The following is a 17,892-nucleotide window of genomic DNA, read 5'->3' on the forward strand; positions in this document are numbered from 1 at the left end:
AGGACGTCTCACCTCAACTTGCATGGGTATAAGAGCAAGAACAAATTAAAATAAGGACCCCTCATGAGTGAACGTAAAGTGACTGAAGTGATGAGAGTTGAGTTAACCAAAGATACCCCAGCAGCCCATTGGGGCAAAGCCGATGTGACCTTCAATGGCGAAGGCGCATTAGTCCACTTAGGTGGCGGCGATGAGTTACGCCAAATTCAAATGGCGGCGCGTAAATTACGTAATCAAGGGATTAATACCGTCGCATTGGTGGGTTCTCTTTGGGATCTAAATAGCCAATGGGTCTTCGCCCAAGGTTTTGCCACAGCCAAACCCGGTTACAAGATCCAATGGTGCGGCGATGAAGTTGTGCAAGCCGAGTTACAATGTCGCTTAGAAGTCGCGACATTTGCCCGTCAACTGATCAACGATACTCCTGAAAATCTGTCGCCAGTGAAATTGGCGCAGCAAGCGGCCAAATGGTTAGCCGAACTCGGTGGTGCCAAGGTCAGTTACCGTATTATTGAAGGTGAAGCATTATTAGCAGAGCAATGGATTGGTATTCATGCTGTAGGTCGCGGCAGTGAGCGTCCACCTGCGATGTTAGAGCTAGACTTTAACCCGCTGTCAGCCGATGCTCCAGTATCTGTTGCCTTGGTCGGTAAAGGGATTACCTTCGACTCCGGCGGTTACAGCATTAAAGCTTCTGAAGGCATGCTGGGCATGAAGTGTGATATGGGCGGCGCCGCCACTGTTACTGCCGCTTTAGGTTTGGCGATTAAATCGGGCCTGAACAAACGCGTTAAGTTATTCCTCTGCTGCGCTGAAAACCTGATCAGCGGCCGTGCCTATAAGCTGGGTGATATCCTCACCTACAAAAATGGCGTCACAGTTGAAGTGGTTAACACCGATGCCGAAGGGCGTTTAGTGCTGGCCGATGGTCTGCAAGCGGCTTCTGCGACGGGTGCTCCTTTTATTATCGATGCGGCAACCTTAACTGGTGCGGCGGTAATGGCGGTGGGCTCTAACTACAACGCGATTTTCTCGCCACAGACTGAAGTGTTACAACTGGCGCAACAAAAAGCCTCGACAGTAGCCGAGCGTGTATGGCCATTGCCATTGGATCCTTGGCATAAAGACATGTGTCCATCGGCTTATGCTGACACGGCAAACAGCCGCCCAGTGAAGGGCGGTGGTGCTGGCGGTGCCTCGAATGCGGCCGGCTTCCTGTGGCGTTTCGTTTCGCCAGAAGCCAAGTGGTTACACGTGGATTTAGCGGCCGCCTTCGAAGATTCTGCTTCTGCACTATGGGGCGCTGGCGCGACCACCCACGGCGTGCTGACCATCAGCGAGCTGATTAAAGGCTAAGTTTGCTTTCGCGACTGAGTTTGCTTTTGCGGCTAAGCTTGCAAGTAAAGCTTCTTATTGTATTAAAACCGCCTTCGGGCGGTTTTTTATTGCATAAAATTAAAGCGTGGGCAGTATGAGTCTTTATATGTTTATTTTATGATTCAGCGTATTAGCGGTTGGCTATGGTTATGGCCACAGCTAGGGCTAGGGCTATTTATCGGGATGACTATGCTAAGGATACGTAAAGCAACGCAATTAGATGCTAAGGCTTGCTGGGACATTCGCAATGCGGCGATTAATAAAGGCTGCGCCGGATTTTATGCTCAAGATGACTTGCAGATTTGGATGCAGGGCGAATTGACCGAATCTTTTCGTCGTATGGTGGGCGCGCATTTTTATGTGGCTGAAATCCTTGATGATGAGACTCAAGAAGGCACTTTGGTTGGTACCATTATGCTGGATGAACCCTATGCTCAGGTCGAGGCGCTGTTCGTTGCTCCCGAGGCGATGGGCTTAGGTGTCGGCAAGTCGTTACTGCAATTTATTGAAACAAAAGCCTTTAACTTAGGCATCGCTCAATTACGATTAGAATCTACTTTAAATGCGGTCGAATTTTATCGCCACTGCGGTTTCGGTGGTGAAGGTTTTGAGGAAGAGTCTATCTATTGCTCACCCCGCGGTATCGCCTTGGAATGTATGGTGATGTATAAAAATCTGGCTTGCTAGGGTGCAGCAAAAAAACGCTGCTGCTAGAATCTAGGGCGTTGCTTCGCAACTGCGAGAGCGCTTGGCTGCTAGAACCTAGAACCTAGAACCTAGAACCTAGAACCTAGAACCTAGAACCTAGAACCTAGAACCTATTTGGTTCAGCGGTGCTGACATACTCAAGGGAATCAACAGTTCAAGCATTGAAGTGGAATTAACTGCTACAACTAAAAGCTTTGAAGGGGTTGCTGACATACTCAAAGGAATCAACAGATCAAGCATGGATGTGGAATTAACAGCTAAGACTTAACGCTGAATGGGGTTGCTGACATACTCAAGGGAATCAACAGATCAAGCATGGATGTGGAATTAACAGCTAAGACTTAACGCTGAATGGGGTTGCTGACATACTCAAGGGAATCAACAGATCAAGATGGGGGAATTAACTCCCAAGAGTATGCCAACTATCGTTCTTTCGCCTGAAATCCCGATGCCAATAAGATTAACTTCAATGGCTTAAATCAAACTTAATCTATTGCTCAAAAAGGCTTTATTTCATTAGCCTTTAGTCAAACGTTAACGCTATCTCAGTTCGCCTGCGGACTATTAAGCTGTTGGCGTTTTTCCATCAAATCTTTAATCAGCGGTGTAAGGATCAGCTCCATTGCGAGCGACATTTTGCCACCCGGCACCACCAAGGTGTTAACCCGTGACATAAAGGAGCCTTGGATCATGCTCAAATAATAGGGGAAGTCGACGTTGTTGATGCCGCGAAAACGGATCACCACAAAGCTTTCATCTAGGCTTGGAATATCTTTGGCGCTAAAGGGGTTAGAGGTATCTACCGTCGGCACCCGTTGGAAGTTGATATGGGTGCGCGAAAATTGCGGCGTCATATGCTTAATATAATCGTCCATGCTGCGGACGATTGAGCCCATGACTTTTTCGCGGCTATGGCCACGCTCCGATGTATCGCGAATGATCTTTTGGATCCACTCTAAGTTGACGATAGGCACCATGCCGATCAGCAAATCCACATGCTGGGCCACATTGGCATCGCCCGTGACTACGCCACCATGTAAGCCTTCGTAATACAACATATCGGTGTTTTCGGGCAGTGGACGCCATTGGGTGAAGGTGCCAGGCATTTGGTTAAAGGGTACGGCTTCGTCAAAGGTGTGTAAGTAGCTGCGGGTTTCACCTTGGCCCGTGGCGCCATAATCGCGAAAGCATTGTTCTAGGCGGGCAAAGTTATTGGCCTCGGGGCCAAAATAGCTCAGGTTACGATTCTCGGCTTGGGATTTACGGATCATCACTTCCATCTCTGCGCGGGTATAGTGATGAAAACTATCCCCTTCTACAAAGGCGGCATTGATTCCAAGTTGGCGAAAAATATGACTAAAGGCGGTGGTGGTTGTGGTGGTTCCTGCCCCAGATGAGCCTGTAACTGCAATAATTGGATGTTTTGCTGACATTTTTTCTACCTAGGCACCATAAAGAGCCGCTCAGTGGGAGCGATAAACCGTATAAGCTATTTATACGGCACAGGGATACTAATGGTCAATCTTGCCGTTTGGCCACTTGGTCAGCGTGACGAATGGCAAAGGACTCATCCTCTTCACTGTATTCTAAGACAAGTTTACCTTGTTTAAGTGCTTGTTGGCATTGCACTATTGCGCTTGATAGTTCTTGCTCATCTAGGCTAGTAAAACTTCCATCTTCCACTTGCCCTAACAAATATTCGCGGATCAAATTGACTAAGGTCTCTTTGGGGAGTTGGAGTAAGGCATTGTAGGGGATAAGCATTCGGGTTCCTTAAGGTGCCGATGACGCATCATTGGCGAGTAAAAAGTCTAAAATGCGCCGCTCTAAATAATAGCGTGGCTTCCATGGCGTGCCGCCTTCGATAAAACCAACATGGCCGCCATGGGCATGTAACTCATATTCCACATGTTCGGAAAGCTGGCTGGGATGCGGGATGACCTCATCCGTCATAAAGGGATCGTCCTTGGCATGCATAATTAGCGTAGGCTTAGTGATTCGGCTAACAAAGGGTAAGCCGCTGGCGCGGGTATAGTAATCTTCTACACCTAAAAATCCATGGAGCGGGGCGGTGACTTTATCGTCAAAGTCATAAAAAGTATTGAGATTAGCAACTTGCATTGGGCTCAATGCCATCGCACCCGCCAGATCGGGGTCAGCAAGCTTTTGATTGACTTTATGCTGTAACTGTTTGATTAAATGGCTTTGATACACCTTTGAAAAGCCATTTTCTAAGCGTTTTGCACAGGCCGATAATTGCAGCGGCGCCGACACGACTACAGCGCGACTCAACAGGCTGTGCTCTTGATATTCGCCTTGATATTTGGTCAACACGTTGCCGCCTAAGCTGTAACCTACGGCCAATAAAGGTGATTGCGGATAGGTTTGTTGCAGCTGGCTTAGGCTAAACTGCAAATCGTCGGTATCGCCACTGTGGTAACTGCGGGCGAGACGATTGGCTTCACCTGAGCAGCTTCTATGATGGTGAACCACGGCGGCTAACTCTTGTTCTTTACAGGCTTGCAGAATGCGTCTGGCATAATGGGACTGGGCGCTGCCCTCTAATCCATGAATGATAATCACAATGGGTTTACCGATTTCTGGCCTAGCTTGCCAATCTAAATCGATAAAATCGCCATCGGGAAGTTCGAGTCGCTGTCGCTTAAGCACAGGTTTGGCCACTTTAGTGAATACGGGCAAAATGGTTTGTACATGGGGACTTTTGGCCCACCAAGGCGGTGTAAAAGCGTTTGGCATGGGATCTTATCTTGGCATCAACTATTGCTGAAAATTAAAACGTGTGTTTAATTTAGGTTCGCGGTCATTGTAGCACAGTAATTTAACACTAAGCGTCTTGGGGAGACATTGATGAATAGACGAACCTTTTTACTGGGTGCGTTTGCTGGTACAGCGGCGATAGCCCTAGGGGTGAATCTTTATTCTCCCGAATTTAGTCTACCCGATGAAGGCGAGGGGAAAGACTACCGCTTATTATTCAGTGTGCTGTTGCCTGTGATGCTTGATGGGGCTTTGCCTGATGTGGCAACCCATAAGGTGGCGGCGCAAAATCGCACCTTAGATGCCATTAAACAATCGATTGCTGTGTTGCCAGATGAACAGCAGTCCGAGTTATTTGAACTACTCGATATGCTCGAGAATCGCCTTGGATTATTGCTACTGACCTCAAGCATGACGCCACTGTTAATGCGCTCTCCCGCCGAGTTGACCCAAATGCTCGAGACTTGGCGTCACAGCTACTTTGCGTTATTGCAAACGGCTTATTTAGGCCTGCGAGAATTAGTGATGGCCAGTTATTACGCTTGTCCTGAGCATTGGAGCCGACTCCACTACGCCAAGCCTGAGTTGTTCAAATAGGCCTAATTTCTAATAATAACAATAATGTGAAGATGGAGTATTCCAAGTGGCAATCATAGATCCCATAGTGACAGGCTTAAATTCCGGTTGGTTACATACCGATGCCAGTCAGCTGCAAGAAAACCAACAATTTGAAGCCGATGTGGTGATTGTGGGCACGGGCGCAGGTGGCGGCGTTGCGGCGGAGATCCTCACCCAAGCTGGGCTAAGTGTGATTATGATAGAAGCGGGGCCGCTTAAATCCTCCAGCGATTTTAATATGGAGGAGCGGGTCGCGTATCCGAATTTGTATCAACAGGCGGCGGCGATGAAAACCGCCGATAAAGCGATTGGTATTTTCCAAGGTCGCGCCGTGGGCGGCTCGACGACCATCAATTGGACCACCTCCATTCGTACACCAAAGGAAGCCTTAGCCTTTTGGGCACAGCATAAATCGGTAGCCGGACTCGATCCTGAAACCCTCGCGCCTTGGTTCGAGCAGATGGAGCAGCGGCTCAATATCCACGAATGGAATTATGAGCCTAACCGTAATAACGGTGCACTCAAGCAAGGCTGTATCAATCTAGGTTGGGATTACACCGTCATTAAACGCAATGTGGCGGGCTGCTGGAATACTGGCTATTGCGGGATGGGCTGCCCAGTCAATGCCAAACAGTCGATGCTAGTCACGACAATTCCGAGTGCATTAGAGAAAGGCGCACAGCTGATTAGCCGTGCCAAAGTCGTTAAGATTGAACATCATAATGGCCAAGTCTTTGCCCTCAAGGCACAGGCGCTCGACGTTAATTTAAGGCCGACTGCGGTTGAGCTGCTGTTTAAAGCCAAACACTATATTTTGAGCGCTGGCGCTATCCACACGCCGACCTTAATGATGCGCTCTGAGGTGCCCGATCCCTACCAGTTATTGGGCAAACGAACCTTTTTACATCCCACTGTGCTTTCTGGCGGCGTATTTGCCGATGCGATTAATGCCCACAGCGGCGCACCTCAATCTATCTATTCCGATGAGTTTGTTTGGAAAAATGGCGCAGATGGCGAGTTAGGTTACAAGCTCGAAGTGCCGCCAGTGCATCCGATTTTGATCGCCTCTAAGACCATAGGTTATGGATTAAGCCATGCTGAGTTGATGGCGCAGTTTAATCAGTTGCAGGTGACTATCGCCTTGGTTCGCGACGGTTATCATCCCGACAGTCAAGGCGGGCAAGTGCATTTAACCCCAACAGGCTTTACGTTAGATTATCCATTAACCGACGCTTTTTGGCGGGCAGCGCGGCGAGCCTACGCCAGCATGGCCGAATTGCAATTTTCGGCAGGTGCATTAAAAGTGCTGCCTATAAGCGATGGTATGCCCTATTTGTCGTCATGGAAGGAGGCGAAAGAGAGCATAGCCCAAATGGACTTAGCGCCGCTAAAGACGGTAGTGGCCTCGGCCCATGTGATGGGTGGCTGTCCATTCGGCGAAGATGAAAAGCTCTCTATGGTCAATAGCTATGGGCAGTCACATTATTTGGATAATCTGTCGGTGATGGACGGTTCTATCTTCCCGACTAGCTTAGGTGCAAACCCACAGTTGTCGATTTATGGTATTACCGCGCGCAATGCCACCGCGCTGACGCAAAAGCTCACCGATGGCAAAGGCTGATATTTCCTCGGCCGCATAAGTCAGTCGCTAACACTTATGCGGTCTAAGCCTAATGAGTCGTCTGCTAGCGTTACATGGCGCTAATGGGTAAATGGCCAGTTTTTACTAAGATAATGGTTTCCTCTTCGACAAAAGGAAAATGGCCGCTCATATGGGGGCTGCGTATCCATGTGTGGCGCGGATATTCACCTAGCTCATCTTGAAACTTGCCCGATAACACTAAGATTTCTTCGCCACCAAAATGCCGATGGGGTTGAAATTTTTCTCCCTTAGGCCATTTCACTAATGCGGTCTGTTGGTGCTCGAACTCGTGTAACGGCATGACTTGTAAGCCACCAATACCCGGTAACCATGGTGTCTGCTGAGTATTCATTCTGATCAGTTCGAGATCTCGCGGATCGAATTGGTTAAGTTTTACGAAAATCACGCAACCTGTTTGGCTAAAAGGAGCATGTTGGCTCCCGGGGGGATGGCGAAGATAACTGCCCGCGGGATAATCACCGTTTTCATCGGAAAATACCCCTTCGAGCACAAGGATTTCTTCGCCCTGCGGATGCTGGTGGGTCGTAAACTGCGAGCCCGCGTCATATTTCACTATGCTGGTGGTGTGCCCTGATTCCTTAGCCTCCCGCTCCAGTGGTTTACGCCACACCCCTTGAGCAGGGCTTGGCAACCAAGGTTGCTGCTCAGTATCAATAACGATACGTTCACTAAAGTTCATATTAAGCATAGTGTTAGACCTGATTTAACCTTTTCTAATGATTAGTTATGTGTCGCTCGCAGTGCATTAACTCGCGAATTTAGTTGCGTCCTGCCATCACGCCGCCATCAATATCCCAAATTGCACCTGTTACCCAGCTGGTGTCATTGGATAACAAAAAGCACACGCTATTTGCCACATCGGCAGGAGTGCCGACTCGTCCAATTGGATGAAAAGCATCAAAGCTTGCAAGCACTTGGTCTCGCTCTTCCTTTGGAATAAAAGCGTTATAGATTGGCGTATTGACCACCGCTGGTGAAACCGCATTGACGCGAATATGCTTGTCCGCCAGTTCCATCGCTAAGTGTTGGGTTAATGCGTGTAACCCGGCTTTGGCCATCGAATACGCCGACGAAGGCGTGGCTTTAACCGCTTGTTTTGCCCACATCGACCCTATGTTCACTATACTACCACCGCCAGCATCGATCATCTTCTGGGTCACGGCTTGGGTAATCCTGAACAGCGCTTTATTTAACCCCATATACAGTTCGTAATCGGCTTCAGTGTGGTCAATAAAGGATTTGGGATTGAAATACCCCGCCGCATTGACGAGATAGCCGACCTTATGCTCGAGTTGGTTGATGTGTGTAGTGAGTCGATTAAGATCCGCTGCTTGGTAAAGGTTGGCTTGAAACCCCTCGACCTGTAACTCGGGGGTTGTATTTTCCTGTTTGAGCGCAGCGACGGCGGCGGTGAGTTTTTCTTGTTGATTACCCACGATAAGCACTGATACACCTTGCTTGACCAGTTGTTTAGCGGTTTCAAAACCGATGCCGCTGCTACCGCCAATAATAATGGCCAGATTTGAGGTATTAAATTGCATTTGCTACTCCTAAGTATTATCAAGGTGGTAATCTTAGGGATTCAATAACTATATGAACAGTAAGTACAAATTGGTTAGGCAGGTACTTTTTGGTACATCTTTATGAATAACAATGAAAAAATAATTTCACGTAAATCGCCGCCTGAGCGTTCAGCCCGAATGGTGGAGACGATTTATGGCTGTAAATGGTCATTAACGGTTTATCAGTTGTTGGCCAATGGGATCCAAAGGCCTGGAGAAATGGTGCGTTCGGTTGAGGGACTCTCCACTAAGGTATTGAATCAATGTTTAAAAAAGAACATTGAATTTGGCATCTTAGATAAAATTATCTATAACGAATTACCGCCGCGGGTCGAATATCAAGTGACGGAGTTTGGTCAAAAATTTCTGCATATTTTGGATGAGCTGGAAAAATTGCAGCAAGAAATTGATGCGTAATGAGCTGTCTTGACTGGCCTGTTATACAAGATAATCAAGGTAACTTAATGTATTAGGTTTTTGCTCTGTTTGATGAGGGTTAATGGATATGTCTAAGATCTTGCAAGAGGGCGGTTGTTTATGCGGAGCGATTCGTTATCGGATTGAGGGCAAGCCCTTCGATGCGGATTATTGTCACTGCCGCATGTGCCAAAAGAGTATTGGGGCAGCCTTTGGTGCTTGGATGGATTTTAACGTGTCGCAGGTGACATGGCTTAAGGGCAACATCACTGAGTTTGCCTCATCAGAATATGTAAGACGCGGATTTTGCGCCCAATGTGGCTGCTCACTGACCTTTAGGCACACTAAGTATCCCAACTATCTCACCCTAACGATCGCCAGCTTAGATGATCCAAATTCAGTGCAGCCTAATTACCATATTTATACTGAGCAGCAGTTGAGCTGGCTTAACATTGAGGATAACTGCCAGCGTTATCCTCAAGCTCGCACTAAGTAGGCTGTGCGTGAGGCCAGTTAAGGTGCGATAAGATCTAGCGCAGTAACATCCGCAGCGGATAAACCAAATAGCGCGAGGTAACTCACGAGATTAGTTTGTTGACCGCTAGGCGATAAATCATTGATGGCATGTAAAATGGTGCGCTGCGCCTTGCGTTCCATCATCAACTCAACATCGAGCATTTGCTGATATTCTGCTGCATTCAGGCTGGCTTTGGCGAGACGACGCAGACGGCGATAGGGGGGGAGAAACTTTTCATCCCATTCCCATACTGCATTGACGAGTTGTTGCCATTGCTCGGTTGAATATTCCCGAGGTCCCGCCACATCACTGGTGAGATCTAAATACTGCGCTAGCAGTAATAGATTCACATTTACCTGACAATTATCTTGAAGCTCAAGGCAAAGCACTTTGTTTTGCCCATAGCTCATATCACACCAATGCCAAATTTGGCAGTCTAGCGGGGTTACATCCGACATACGGCTTCCTTGTCTATTAGGCGACAGCAGACCGATTATTGGCCCATTAACTCAAGTTCCATTGCATCAATTTCTTCTTGTAGCTCAAGCCATTGCATTTCACTTTCTTCTAGCGTCTGTGTCAAGCTGGTGCGCTCATTCAGTACCGAGGTGAGCTTGGCTTTATTGTCTTGATCATATAACTCGCCATCGGCGAGCAGGTGTTCTAACTCGGCAAGGCGCTCACTGAGTTTTTGTTGATCAATTTCTAACTTGGCTTGTTTCCGTTTAAGGGGCGACACTTTTTGGCGTAGCTCAGCCTCTAAGCGCTTTTGCTGCTTCTTATCGACAGCGGGTTTGGTGTCATCGCTGTTGGCTGCTTGGTTGGCATTGGCTGCTTTCGCGGCGTCGAGCAACCATTGGTGGTAATCGTCAAGATCGCCATCAAAGGCTTGTACTTCACCTTGGTCAACCAAATAGTAGTCGCTACAGGTTAAGCGCAATAAATGGCGGTCGTGCGATACAATCACCATAGCACCTTCAAAGGTTTGCAATGCCATAGTGAGCGCATGGCGCATCTCTAAATCTAAATGGTTGGTTGGTTCGTCAAGCAGCAACAGATTGGGCCGTTGCCATACCAATAATGCCAACACTAAACGGGCTTTTTCGCCACCAGAGAAGGGGCGCACTGGCGAGAGTGCCATATCGCCATTAAAGCCAAAACCACCGAGGAAGTTACGCAATTCCTGCTCGCGGGCATTAGGCGCAAGGCGCACTAAATGTTGCAGCGGCGTATCGTCTAAGCGTAAAAATTCAATTTGATGCTGGGCAAAGTAACCGATATTCAGGCCGGGATTGGGCTCATACAATCCGGTCATCGGTGATAACTGGCCCGATAACAGCTTGATTAGGGTTGATTTACCCGCACCGTTACGGCCGAGCAACCCAATGCGCGCACCGGGCACTAAGTTTAAATGCACTTTGCTGAGGATTTGCTTATCGCCATAACCCACCGCCACTTGCTCCATTTTTATCAATGGATTGGGCAGGGCTTCTGGTGGGCGAAACTCCATATAAAACGGGCTATCTGCTTGAGATGGTAACAGCTCAGTCATCCGCTCTAGCGCCTTTAAGCGGCTCTGCGCTTGCTTGGCTTTACTGGCCTTGTAGCGGAAGCGGTCAACAAAAGACTGCATATGCGCCCGTTCTTTTTGTTGGCGTTCAAAGGCGACCTGTTGCTGTGCCATACGTTCAGCACGGATGCGTTCAAAGGCACTGTAGTTGCCTTTGTAGAAGTTGAGTTTTTGATTTTCGACATGAACGATTTCATCAACGATTTCATCGATAAAATCCCTATCGTGGCTGATTAAAATCAGCGTGCCTTGATAGGACTTAATCCAACCTTCGAGCCAATACATGGTATCTAAGTCTAAGTGGTTGGTCGGTTCGTCGAGCAGCAGTAAGTCCGAGCGGCATAGCAGTGCTTGGGCAAGGTTTAAGCGCATCCGCCAACCGCCCGAAAAGCTTTTCACTGGGTTATTTTGCTCTGCTTCGCTAAAGCCTAAACCTGCAAGCAGGGCTCCGGCGCGGGCGCGAATAGCATAACCGCCAATGGCATCGATTTTACCGTGCAAGGTCGCAATGGCATGGCCATCATTATGTTCCTGTGCAATGTGCAGATCAGCCTCAAGCTGGCGATATTCTTTATCGCCATCAAGCACATATTCAAGTGCAGACATTTCGAGTGCAGGGGTTTCCTGGGCGACGCTGGCAATCTGCCAACCCGAAGGCATACTAAACTCGCCTTTATCTAAGCTCAGGTGACCCATAATTAATGCGAGCAGTGAGGATTTACCCGTGCCGTTGGCGCCCACTAGGCCGACCTTATGGCCGGGATAAATGGTCAGAGAGGCTTCGTCGAGCAGGGTTTTGCTACCACGGATTAATTGTGCTTGGTTGATGCTGATCATTAACTACAACTTGGTCATATCATGAATGAGTAAGGGTTGTGATGATAACGTACAAGCTCATGGCAAACCACAACTTAGGCCGAGTTGCTGCGTATTTCTTCGACTTTTTATGGCCTAGTGCGATAGCGATCTACCGCGTGGTCAGGGAGTATGGCAGCACAAGTTTATTCAAGGACTGGCAATAGCTGGGCAGTATGGCAAAATAGCGCCACATTTTCGCCTTAACGCCGATGATTCGCTTATCGCTGGGCGCGTAGCCATTTATAGGTTTGTATCATGACCACTAAAATAAAAAAACGCTTTGTTGCTGGCGCAAAATGCCCTAAGTGCGGCGCGAAAGACAGCATTTTGCTGTTTAAAGAAAACGGTATCGAAACCGTAGAATGTACTGACTGTGATTATCGTGAGCAGCAAACCGATATCAAAGTGACCGAAAAAGCCACGGGCGCTGTCATTGGGGTGTTTAAACCCGACTAGGCTCATCTTTATGAAGCGCCAAACACGTACTGCCAAAGTATGTAAGAGATTTTATTAACCGCTGCCAATGGCCCTCGCATCGTTGTGGGGCTGATATAACTGTATTCTGTCGTCCTATTTTAGGGGCGTACACCCTTATCGATTTCAGCATTACTGGAGACAAAACTCATGACAAACGTGAATGTGGATGTCACGCCGTTAACGACTAAGCCATCACAAGATGGTTTTTATATGCCCGCCGAATGGGCGGCGCAGCAAGCTGTGTGGATGATTTGGCCCTATCGTCCTGATAACTGGCGCGCTGCGGGTGCGTATGCTCAGGCGACTTTCGCTAAGGTGGCCGATGCGATTGGCGCGGCAACGCCAGTGTATATGGGTGTCCCTGAAGCCTTTTTAGCACAAGCCAAAACGGTTATGCCATCCCACGTCACCTTGGTTGAAATGGACAGTAACGATTGCTGGGCTCGCGATACAGGACCTACTGTGGTCGTTAATGCCGAGGGCGAATGCCGCGGTGTTGACTGGGGCTTTAATGCTTGGGGCGGCCATAACGGTGGTTTGTACTTTCCATGGGATAAGGACGAGCAAGTCGCGCAGCAAATGCTTGCACAGCATGGCTTTGCCCGTTATCGCGCGCCGCTGATCCTTGAAGGTGGCTCCATCCATGTCGATGGTGAAGGCACCTGTATGACGAGTGCCGAATGTTTACTCAACGCCAATCGTAACCCTGAACTGACAAAAGAACAGATTGAAGCCTTACTGCGTGACTATTTGAATGTTAAGCAGTTTATCTGGTTACAAGATGGCGTTTATATGGATGAGACCGATGGCCATATCGACAATATGTGCTGTTTTGCCCGTCCTGGTGAGGTTATTCTGCACTGGACTGATGATGAATCGGATCCACAATATCCACGTTCAAAAGCCGCGCTCGAAGTGCTGCAAAATACCGTGGATGCCCAAGGTCGTAAGTTAAAAATCCATCTGTTGCCACAACCAGGGCCGCTGTATTGCAGCGAAGAAGAATCAAAAGGTGTTACTGAAGGCACTGGTGTGCCACGTACGGCAGGTGAGCGTTTAGCGGGTTCTTACGTGAACTTTTTAATCACCAATCATCGCATCGTATTCCCGCTGCTTGACCCAGCAACCGATGATATCGCCGCGCAAAAACTGCAGGACATTTTCCCTGAGCACAAGATTGTGGGTGTGCCCGCGCGGGAGATTTTATTAGGTGGCGGCAATATCCACTGTATTACCCAGCAGATCCCTTCTGGAAAGTAAGTACACCAAGGAGAACAGAATGACGCTTGATGTCACTGTTATTGCACCACAATTGGTTTTCTGCTGGAGGGCGTAAGATGTTTGAAGTGACTGAAGTTTCCATTGCCGAGCTGCGTGCAGCGCTCGAATCTGGCCGTACTACCGCAGTGGAGTTGGTGAAATCGTATCTCGCGCGGGTTGAGGCCTATGACGGCCCTGCGACAAAAACTAAGCTCAATGCGTTAGTGGTGCACAATCCCGATGCGCTGAAAGAAGCTGAAGCCTCAGATGCGCGCCGCGCTCGAGGTGAAACCTTAAGCCCGCTCGATGGTATTCCTTACACCGCTAAGGATAGCTATTTGGTGAAGGGACTGACGGCGGCGTCTGGCAGCCCAGCCTTTAAAGATTTAGTGGCCCAGTACGATGCCTTTGCCGTCGAGCGCCTACGCGCCGCGGGTGCCATTTGCCTAGGCAAAACCAATATGCCACCTATGGCTAATGGCGGCATGCAGCGTGGTCACTATGGCCGCGCCGAAAGTCCATACAATGCTGATTATCTTACTGCACCCTTTGCTTCGGGTTCTTCCAATGGGGCGGGCACGGGCACTGCGGCAAGTTATTCAGCTTTCGGTCTTGCCGAAGAAACTTGGTCGAGCGGTCGTGGCCCTGCGTCCAATAATGGTTTATGCGCCTATACGCCGTCTCGCGGCGTGATTTCCGTGCGTGGTAACTGGCCGCTAACCCCGACCATGGATGTGGTTGTGCCCTATACCCGCACAATGGCGGATATGCTCGAAGTGCTCGATGTGATTGTGGCCGACGACCCAATCACCCGTGGCGATCTCTGGCGTCTACAACCTTGGGTTAAAATCCCTAAAGCATCGACAGTTCGCCCAGAATCCTATCTAGCGCTGGCGGCTAGCGCCGATACGCTTAAGGGTAAGCGTTTTGGTGTGCCGCGTATGTACATCAATAAAGATGAATTGGCTGGCACCAGCGAAAATCCGGGTATTGGCGGCCCAACGGGTCAACGGATCCATACCCGCCAATCGGTGATCGATCTGTGGGAAGCCGCGCGCAAAGCCTTGGAAGCCGCTGGCGCCGAAGTGATTGAAGTGGATTTTCCGTTGGTTTCAAATTGTGAAGGCGACCGCCCCGGCGCGCCGACGGTGTTTAACCGCGGTATCGTTACACCTCAGTTCCTGCATGATGAATTGTGGGAACTCTCAGGTTGGGCGTTCGATGAATTCCTGCGGGCTAACAACGACCCTAAACTCAACAAGCTTGAAGATGTGGTGGGGCATTTGATATTCCCCCATGATCTTGGCACCTTGCCAAATCGTGAAGGTGACTTAGCGGCAGGCATGGAAGAGTACGTCAACATGGCTAAGCGTGGCCTTAAATCCTTCGATCAGATCGACAGTATTCCCGATGGTCTGCGTGGTTTAGAAAAGACCCGTAAGCTGGATCTTGAAGACTGGATGGACGGACTTAAGCTTGATGCCGTGCTGTTCCCAACGGTGGCGGATGTGGGTCCAGCCGATGCCCATGTGAATCCAGCTTCTGCCGATATTGCGTGGAGTAACGGAGTTTGGGTCGCTAACGGAAACCTTGCGATTCGCCACTTAGGCGTACCGACTGTGACTGTACCTATGGGTGTGATGGCCGATATTGGCATGCCAGTGGGTCTAACCTTTGCGGGCCGCGCCTATGACGATAATAACCTGCTTAAATTTGCCGGTGCATTTGAGTCGACAGGTAACAGGCGCATTATTCCGCCGCGTACACCAAAACTGAGTCAATAAGCGTTAAACTGACAAATATACACTTAGCTTAGTCTTAGGGATTTATCTTCTTAGAGATTTAGCCCCTTATAACGGCAAAGTGTAGAGTCATAAAAACGGGATGGGCCTTAATATGCCAATCCCGTTTTTTATGCTAACAAAAGCCTGATACGAGATTTCGCCATTTGCTGCTGTTTGCTACTGTTAGAGAGTAATACAGTCTTATACCAAGCAATTAAGAATCACACTAAATGGCAGCAATCCCATCAATACGCAGCCTTTGATAAAATGTTTTTGCCCCAAAACGAGTTAAAAATTTGCCGATGGAGCAGTAACGAACTTTCTGGCCTAAAAAATTTCATCGTTACACACCATGTTATGTGATTCTCTATCCCCTATCAAAAAGTTGGATAAGCATACTGTCGTATTCAAAACATCAGGATCTAGAACGATTTTGATCCTTTACTCGTGCGCGTTTTCACAGGTCTTGGCAGTTGGAAAGACAGTAAAAAAATGGATGAGCGTTAGTTAAGACGCTCAGGAAAGGATGGCTCAAATTGCAAGCCATCCTTGAGGGTTACGAACTCGCTCGGTCTCTTAAACAGGTCTTGTGATCAAGAGACTGCCTACTGAAGTAGGTGGTTTAGGGCTGGAAACAAAAAAGGGGCTAAGCCCCTTTTGATGTCAATATCATCTAAAACTGATAACGCAGATTGAGTTGATAGCTCAATAGGTCATTCGGCTCTATAGCAAGGTATTGATAACCTAAACCCACAGACCACGCATCACTAAATTGGTAACTAAAACGCACTCCCGCATACCAATCTGTGCCATCTAAATCAGTCGTTATCGTGGTATTGCCCATGGTACTACTAATATCCGCTTGCCAATGGAACAAGCCAACGGGTACTTCAAAGCGCCAACCTTGATGCTGCAGCAAGGTAAATCTCAAGCCCAACATCACCCCATCGGCAAGCACTGGGGTGACAGTTTTCACCAACTCATGGTATTGCGCTGGCGTTAACGTCGCGCCCTTAATCCTTGCACTTCCTTCACCAAAATCGGCATAGCCCAGTTCCAATGCCACAATCGGTGTCCATTGATAACCTAGGCTCACCCCAAATGCGGTATCCGAGTCATCGACGTTGAGGAGTTGTCCCTCTCCGACTTGGGCGTTTAACTCAGGCAGTGTTTTATCGGCCTGCGCTTGGCCGATAAAACCCTCAACATACCAGTCGGTTGCCTGTGCCTGTTGCGTTACACTGAGCAATAACAGGCAGCCTAAGGCCAATCGCTGTAATTCTCGGCGACGCAATATCGCGCATGCCAAGATAAATGCCAACGCCCATAAGGTCATACTGCCTCCTCCTGACTTATTATCGATAATGACCTCTTGATAGGCTTTCACTGTGATAAGCACTTGCCCTGTCGCTTCACCACCTTGGCCGTCGCTAATCCTATAGGTCACGGTATCCACACCATCGAATCCTGTTTTAGGGATATAGCGCAGTTTATTGGCTTCGATAGCCACAGTGCCCTGTTGAGCCGTCGCACTTAACAAGGTTAACGTATTACCATCCACATCGGTGTCATTACTCAGCACATCGACAAGCAAGCTGGTACGGTCATCGGTAGCGGCACTGTCATCGACAGTCACAGGTGCAGTGTTACCATTCACCACGATCGTCAGCTCAGTACTTGCCGTACCACCTTTGCCATCGGTAATGCTATACACCAACACATCGGTGCCGATAAAGTCTGCCGCCGGTGTGTAGCTGAGCTGCTGATTGGCCAGCACGGTGACTGTGCCAAACTCACTAATCACTTGCGTGACGCTCAAACTATCGCCATCGCTATCCGTATCGTTGGCAAGCACATTGACATCGATACTTTGGTTCCAAGCAATCGCAGCCGAGTCGGGATTGGCGACAGGCAAGTGGTTACCATTGAGCATCACAGCAACGCCACTTGGGTCGACGATAGTACGGTTAGCCACACCATCATCATCGTTAGGACCGCCGTCTTCGATAGTCAACTGCACACACCAATGGCCTTCGGTTAATCCCGGCGTCCAACGGCTATCCCCCGGTGGCGGGCAGAAACCACGTTCACCCTCAGTACTGGCAACAGTGTTGTTTGCATCAATCACAAAGTCTCGCCAGCCCGCTTGAGCATTGAACTTGCGGTAGACGGCATTCGCTGGAACGGGCGAACGTTGTGGCAATACCAAGCTATAGCTTTGGCCCTGTTGTGGCAGACCCGTCGCGATAAAGTCGAAAATACCGCCCACATTTGCGGCTAAAGCATCTTCAGCCACAGCTTCA

General features: G+C 48.9%; 17 protein-coding genes. 9 read left to right on the forward strand and 8 right to left on the reverse strand.

The window, feature by feature from the left end:
- Positions 1-63 precede the first annotated feature (63 nt).
- The gene (pepB, locus tag M0413_RS17340) at positions 64-1,356 is read left to right on the forward strand and encodes an aminopeptidase PepB (RefSeq protein WP_037429045.1); all 1,293 of its coding nucleotides are present in this window, start codon (positions 64-66) and stop codon (positions 1,354-1,356) included.
- A 210-nt stretch (positions 1,357-1,566) separates the two neighbouring features.
- Complete coding sequence (locus M0413_RS17345; protein ID WP_037414641.1) at positions 1,567-2,064, forward strand: GNAT family N-acetyltransferase; 498 nt, start codon at positions 1,567-1,569, stop codon at positions 2,062-2,064.
- A 566-nt stretch (positions 2,065-2,630) separates the two neighbouring features.
- On the opposite strand, the gene M0413_RS17350 is transcribed toward M0413_RS17345, so the two are convergent.
- From M0413_RS17350 to M0413_RS17360, 3 genes are all read right to left on the reverse strand, one after another.
- Entirely contained in the window at positions 2,631-3,518 is an 888-nt protein-coding gene (locus M0413_RS17350; RefSeq protein WP_011071167.1) for a phosphoribulokinase, read from the reverse strand.
- Between the two features lie 85 nt (positions 3,519-3,603).
- Positions 3,604-3,849: a YheU family protein gene (locus M0413_RS17355; RefSeq protein WP_047539295.1), complete on the reverse strand. Its 246-nt coding sequence runs from the start codon at positions 3,847-3,849 to the stop codon at positions 3,604-3,606.
- A gap of 9 nt (positions 3,850-3,858) precedes the next feature.
- On the reverse strand, positions 3,859-4,842 hold the full coding sequence (locus tag M0413_RS17360; protein WP_218677834.1) for a hydrolase: 984 nt from the start codon (positions 4,840-4,842) through the stop codon (positions 3,859-3,861).
- Positions 4,843-4,953: 111 nt separating this feature from the next.
- Here M0413_RS17360 and M0413_RS17365 point away from each other — a divergent pair, with 111 nt between their 5' ends.
- Together M0413_RS17365 and M0413_RS17370 are read left to right on the forward strand one after the other, a co-directional pair.
- Positions 4,954-5,460, forward strand: a complete 507-nt coding sequence (locus M0413_RS17365; protein ID WP_047539290.1) for a hypothetical protein — start codon at positions 4,954-4,956, stop codon at positions 5,458-5,460.
- A 46-nt stretch (positions 5,461-5,506) separates the two neighbouring features.
- On the forward strand, positions 5,507-7,102 hold the full coding sequence (locus tag M0413_RS17370; RefSeq protein WP_218677833.1) for a GMC family oxidoreductase: 1,596 nt from the start codon (positions 5,507-5,509) through the stop codon (positions 7,100-7,102).
- 70 nt (positions 7,103-7,172) lie between these two features.
- Here the strand turns inward: M0413_RS17370 and M0413_RS17375 are convergent, their stop codons facing one another.
- Together M0413_RS17375 and M0413_RS17380 are read right to left on the reverse strand one after the other, a co-directional pair.
- Positions 7,173-7,832, reverse strand: a complete 660-nt coding sequence (locus M0413_RS17375) for a cupin domain-containing protein (protein ID WP_218677832.1) — start codon at positions 7,830-7,832, stop codon at positions 7,173-7,175.
- 70 nt (positions 7,833-7,902) lie between these two features.
- A complete protein-coding gene (locus M0413_RS17380) occupies positions 7,903-8,685 on the reverse strand; it encodes an SDR family NAD(P)-dependent oxidoreductase (RefSeq protein ID WP_218677831.1) in 783 nt (260 codons plus the stop codon).
- A gap of 102 nt (positions 8,686-8,787) precedes the next feature.
- Between M0413_RS17380 and M0413_RS17385 the strand changes: the two genes are divergently transcribed.
- Together M0413_RS17385 and M0413_RS17390 are read left to right on the forward strand one after the other, a co-directional pair.
- Positions 8,788-9,123 (forward strand): winged helix-turn-helix transcriptional regulator, encoded by a 336-nt coding sequence (locus tag M0413_RS17385; protein WP_088586088.1) that lies wholly within the window; start codon positions 8,788-8,790, stop codon positions 9,121-9,123.
- Between the two features lie 88 nt (positions 9,124-9,211).
- Positions 9,212-9,619, forward strand: a complete 408-nt coding sequence (locus tag M0413_RS17390; protein ID WP_218677830.1) for a GFA family protein — start codon at positions 9,212-9,214, stop codon at positions 9,617-9,619.
- A gap of 17 nt (positions 9,620-9,636) precedes the next feature.
- Here M0413_RS17390 and M0413_RS17395 read toward each other — a convergent pair whose 3' ends face one another.
- Positions 9,637-10,098: a DUF2390 domain-containing protein gene (locus M0413_RS17395; RefSeq protein WP_249555036.1), complete on the reverse strand. Its 462-nt coding sequence runs from the start codon at positions 10,096-10,098 to the stop codon at positions 9,637-9,639.
- Positions 10,099-10,133: 35 nt separating this feature from the next.
- On the reverse strand, positions 10,134-12,047 hold the full coding sequence (locus tag M0413_RS17400; RefSeq protein WP_203432181.1) for an ABC transporter ATP-binding protein: 1,914 nt from the start codon (positions 12,045-12,047) through the stop codon (positions 10,134-10,136).
- Between the two features lie 276 nt (positions 12,048-12,323).
- Between M0413_RS17400 and M0413_RS17405 the strand changes: the two genes are divergently transcribed.
- The 3 genes from M0413_RS17405 to M0413_RS17415 all read left to right on the forward strand — a co-directional run bounded on the left by M0413_RS17405 (position 12,324) and on the right by M0413_RS17415 (position 15,589).
- Positions 12,324-12,524, forward strand: a complete 201-nt coding sequence (locus M0413_RS17405; RefSeq protein WP_011071175.1) for a YheV family putative zinc ribbon protein — start codon at positions 12,324-12,326, stop codon at positions 12,522-12,524.
- Between the two features lie 168 nt (positions 12,525-12,692).
- Positions 12,693-13,805 carry an agmatine deiminase gene (gene aguA / locus M0413_RS17410; protein WP_203432180.1) on the forward strand — a complete coding sequence of 371 codons (1,113 nt, stop codon included), beginning with the start codon at positions 12,693-12,695 and terminating at the stop codon, positions 13,803-13,805.
- A 77-nt stretch (positions 13,806-13,882) separates the two neighbouring features.
- Positions 13,883-15,589, forward strand: coding sequence for an amidase (locus M0413_RS17415; RefSeq protein WP_249555044.1), 1,707 nt, complete (start codon positions 13,883-13,885; stop codon positions 15,587-15,589).
- Positions 15,590-16,262: 673 nt separating this feature from the next.
- Here the strand turns inward: M0413_RS17415 and M0413_RS17420 are convergent.
- Positions 16,263-17,892 (reverse strand): Ig-like domain-containing protein (locus M0413_RS17420; RefSeq protein ID WP_249555038.1); only part of this gene is annotated, 1,630 nt, incomplete at its 5' end.

Source organism: Shewanella sp. 8A, assembly GCF_023475945.1.
GTDB classification, from domain to species: domain Bacteria; phylum Pseudomonadota; class Gammaproteobacteria; order Enterobacterales; family Shewanellaceae; genus Shewanella; species Shewanella xiamenensis.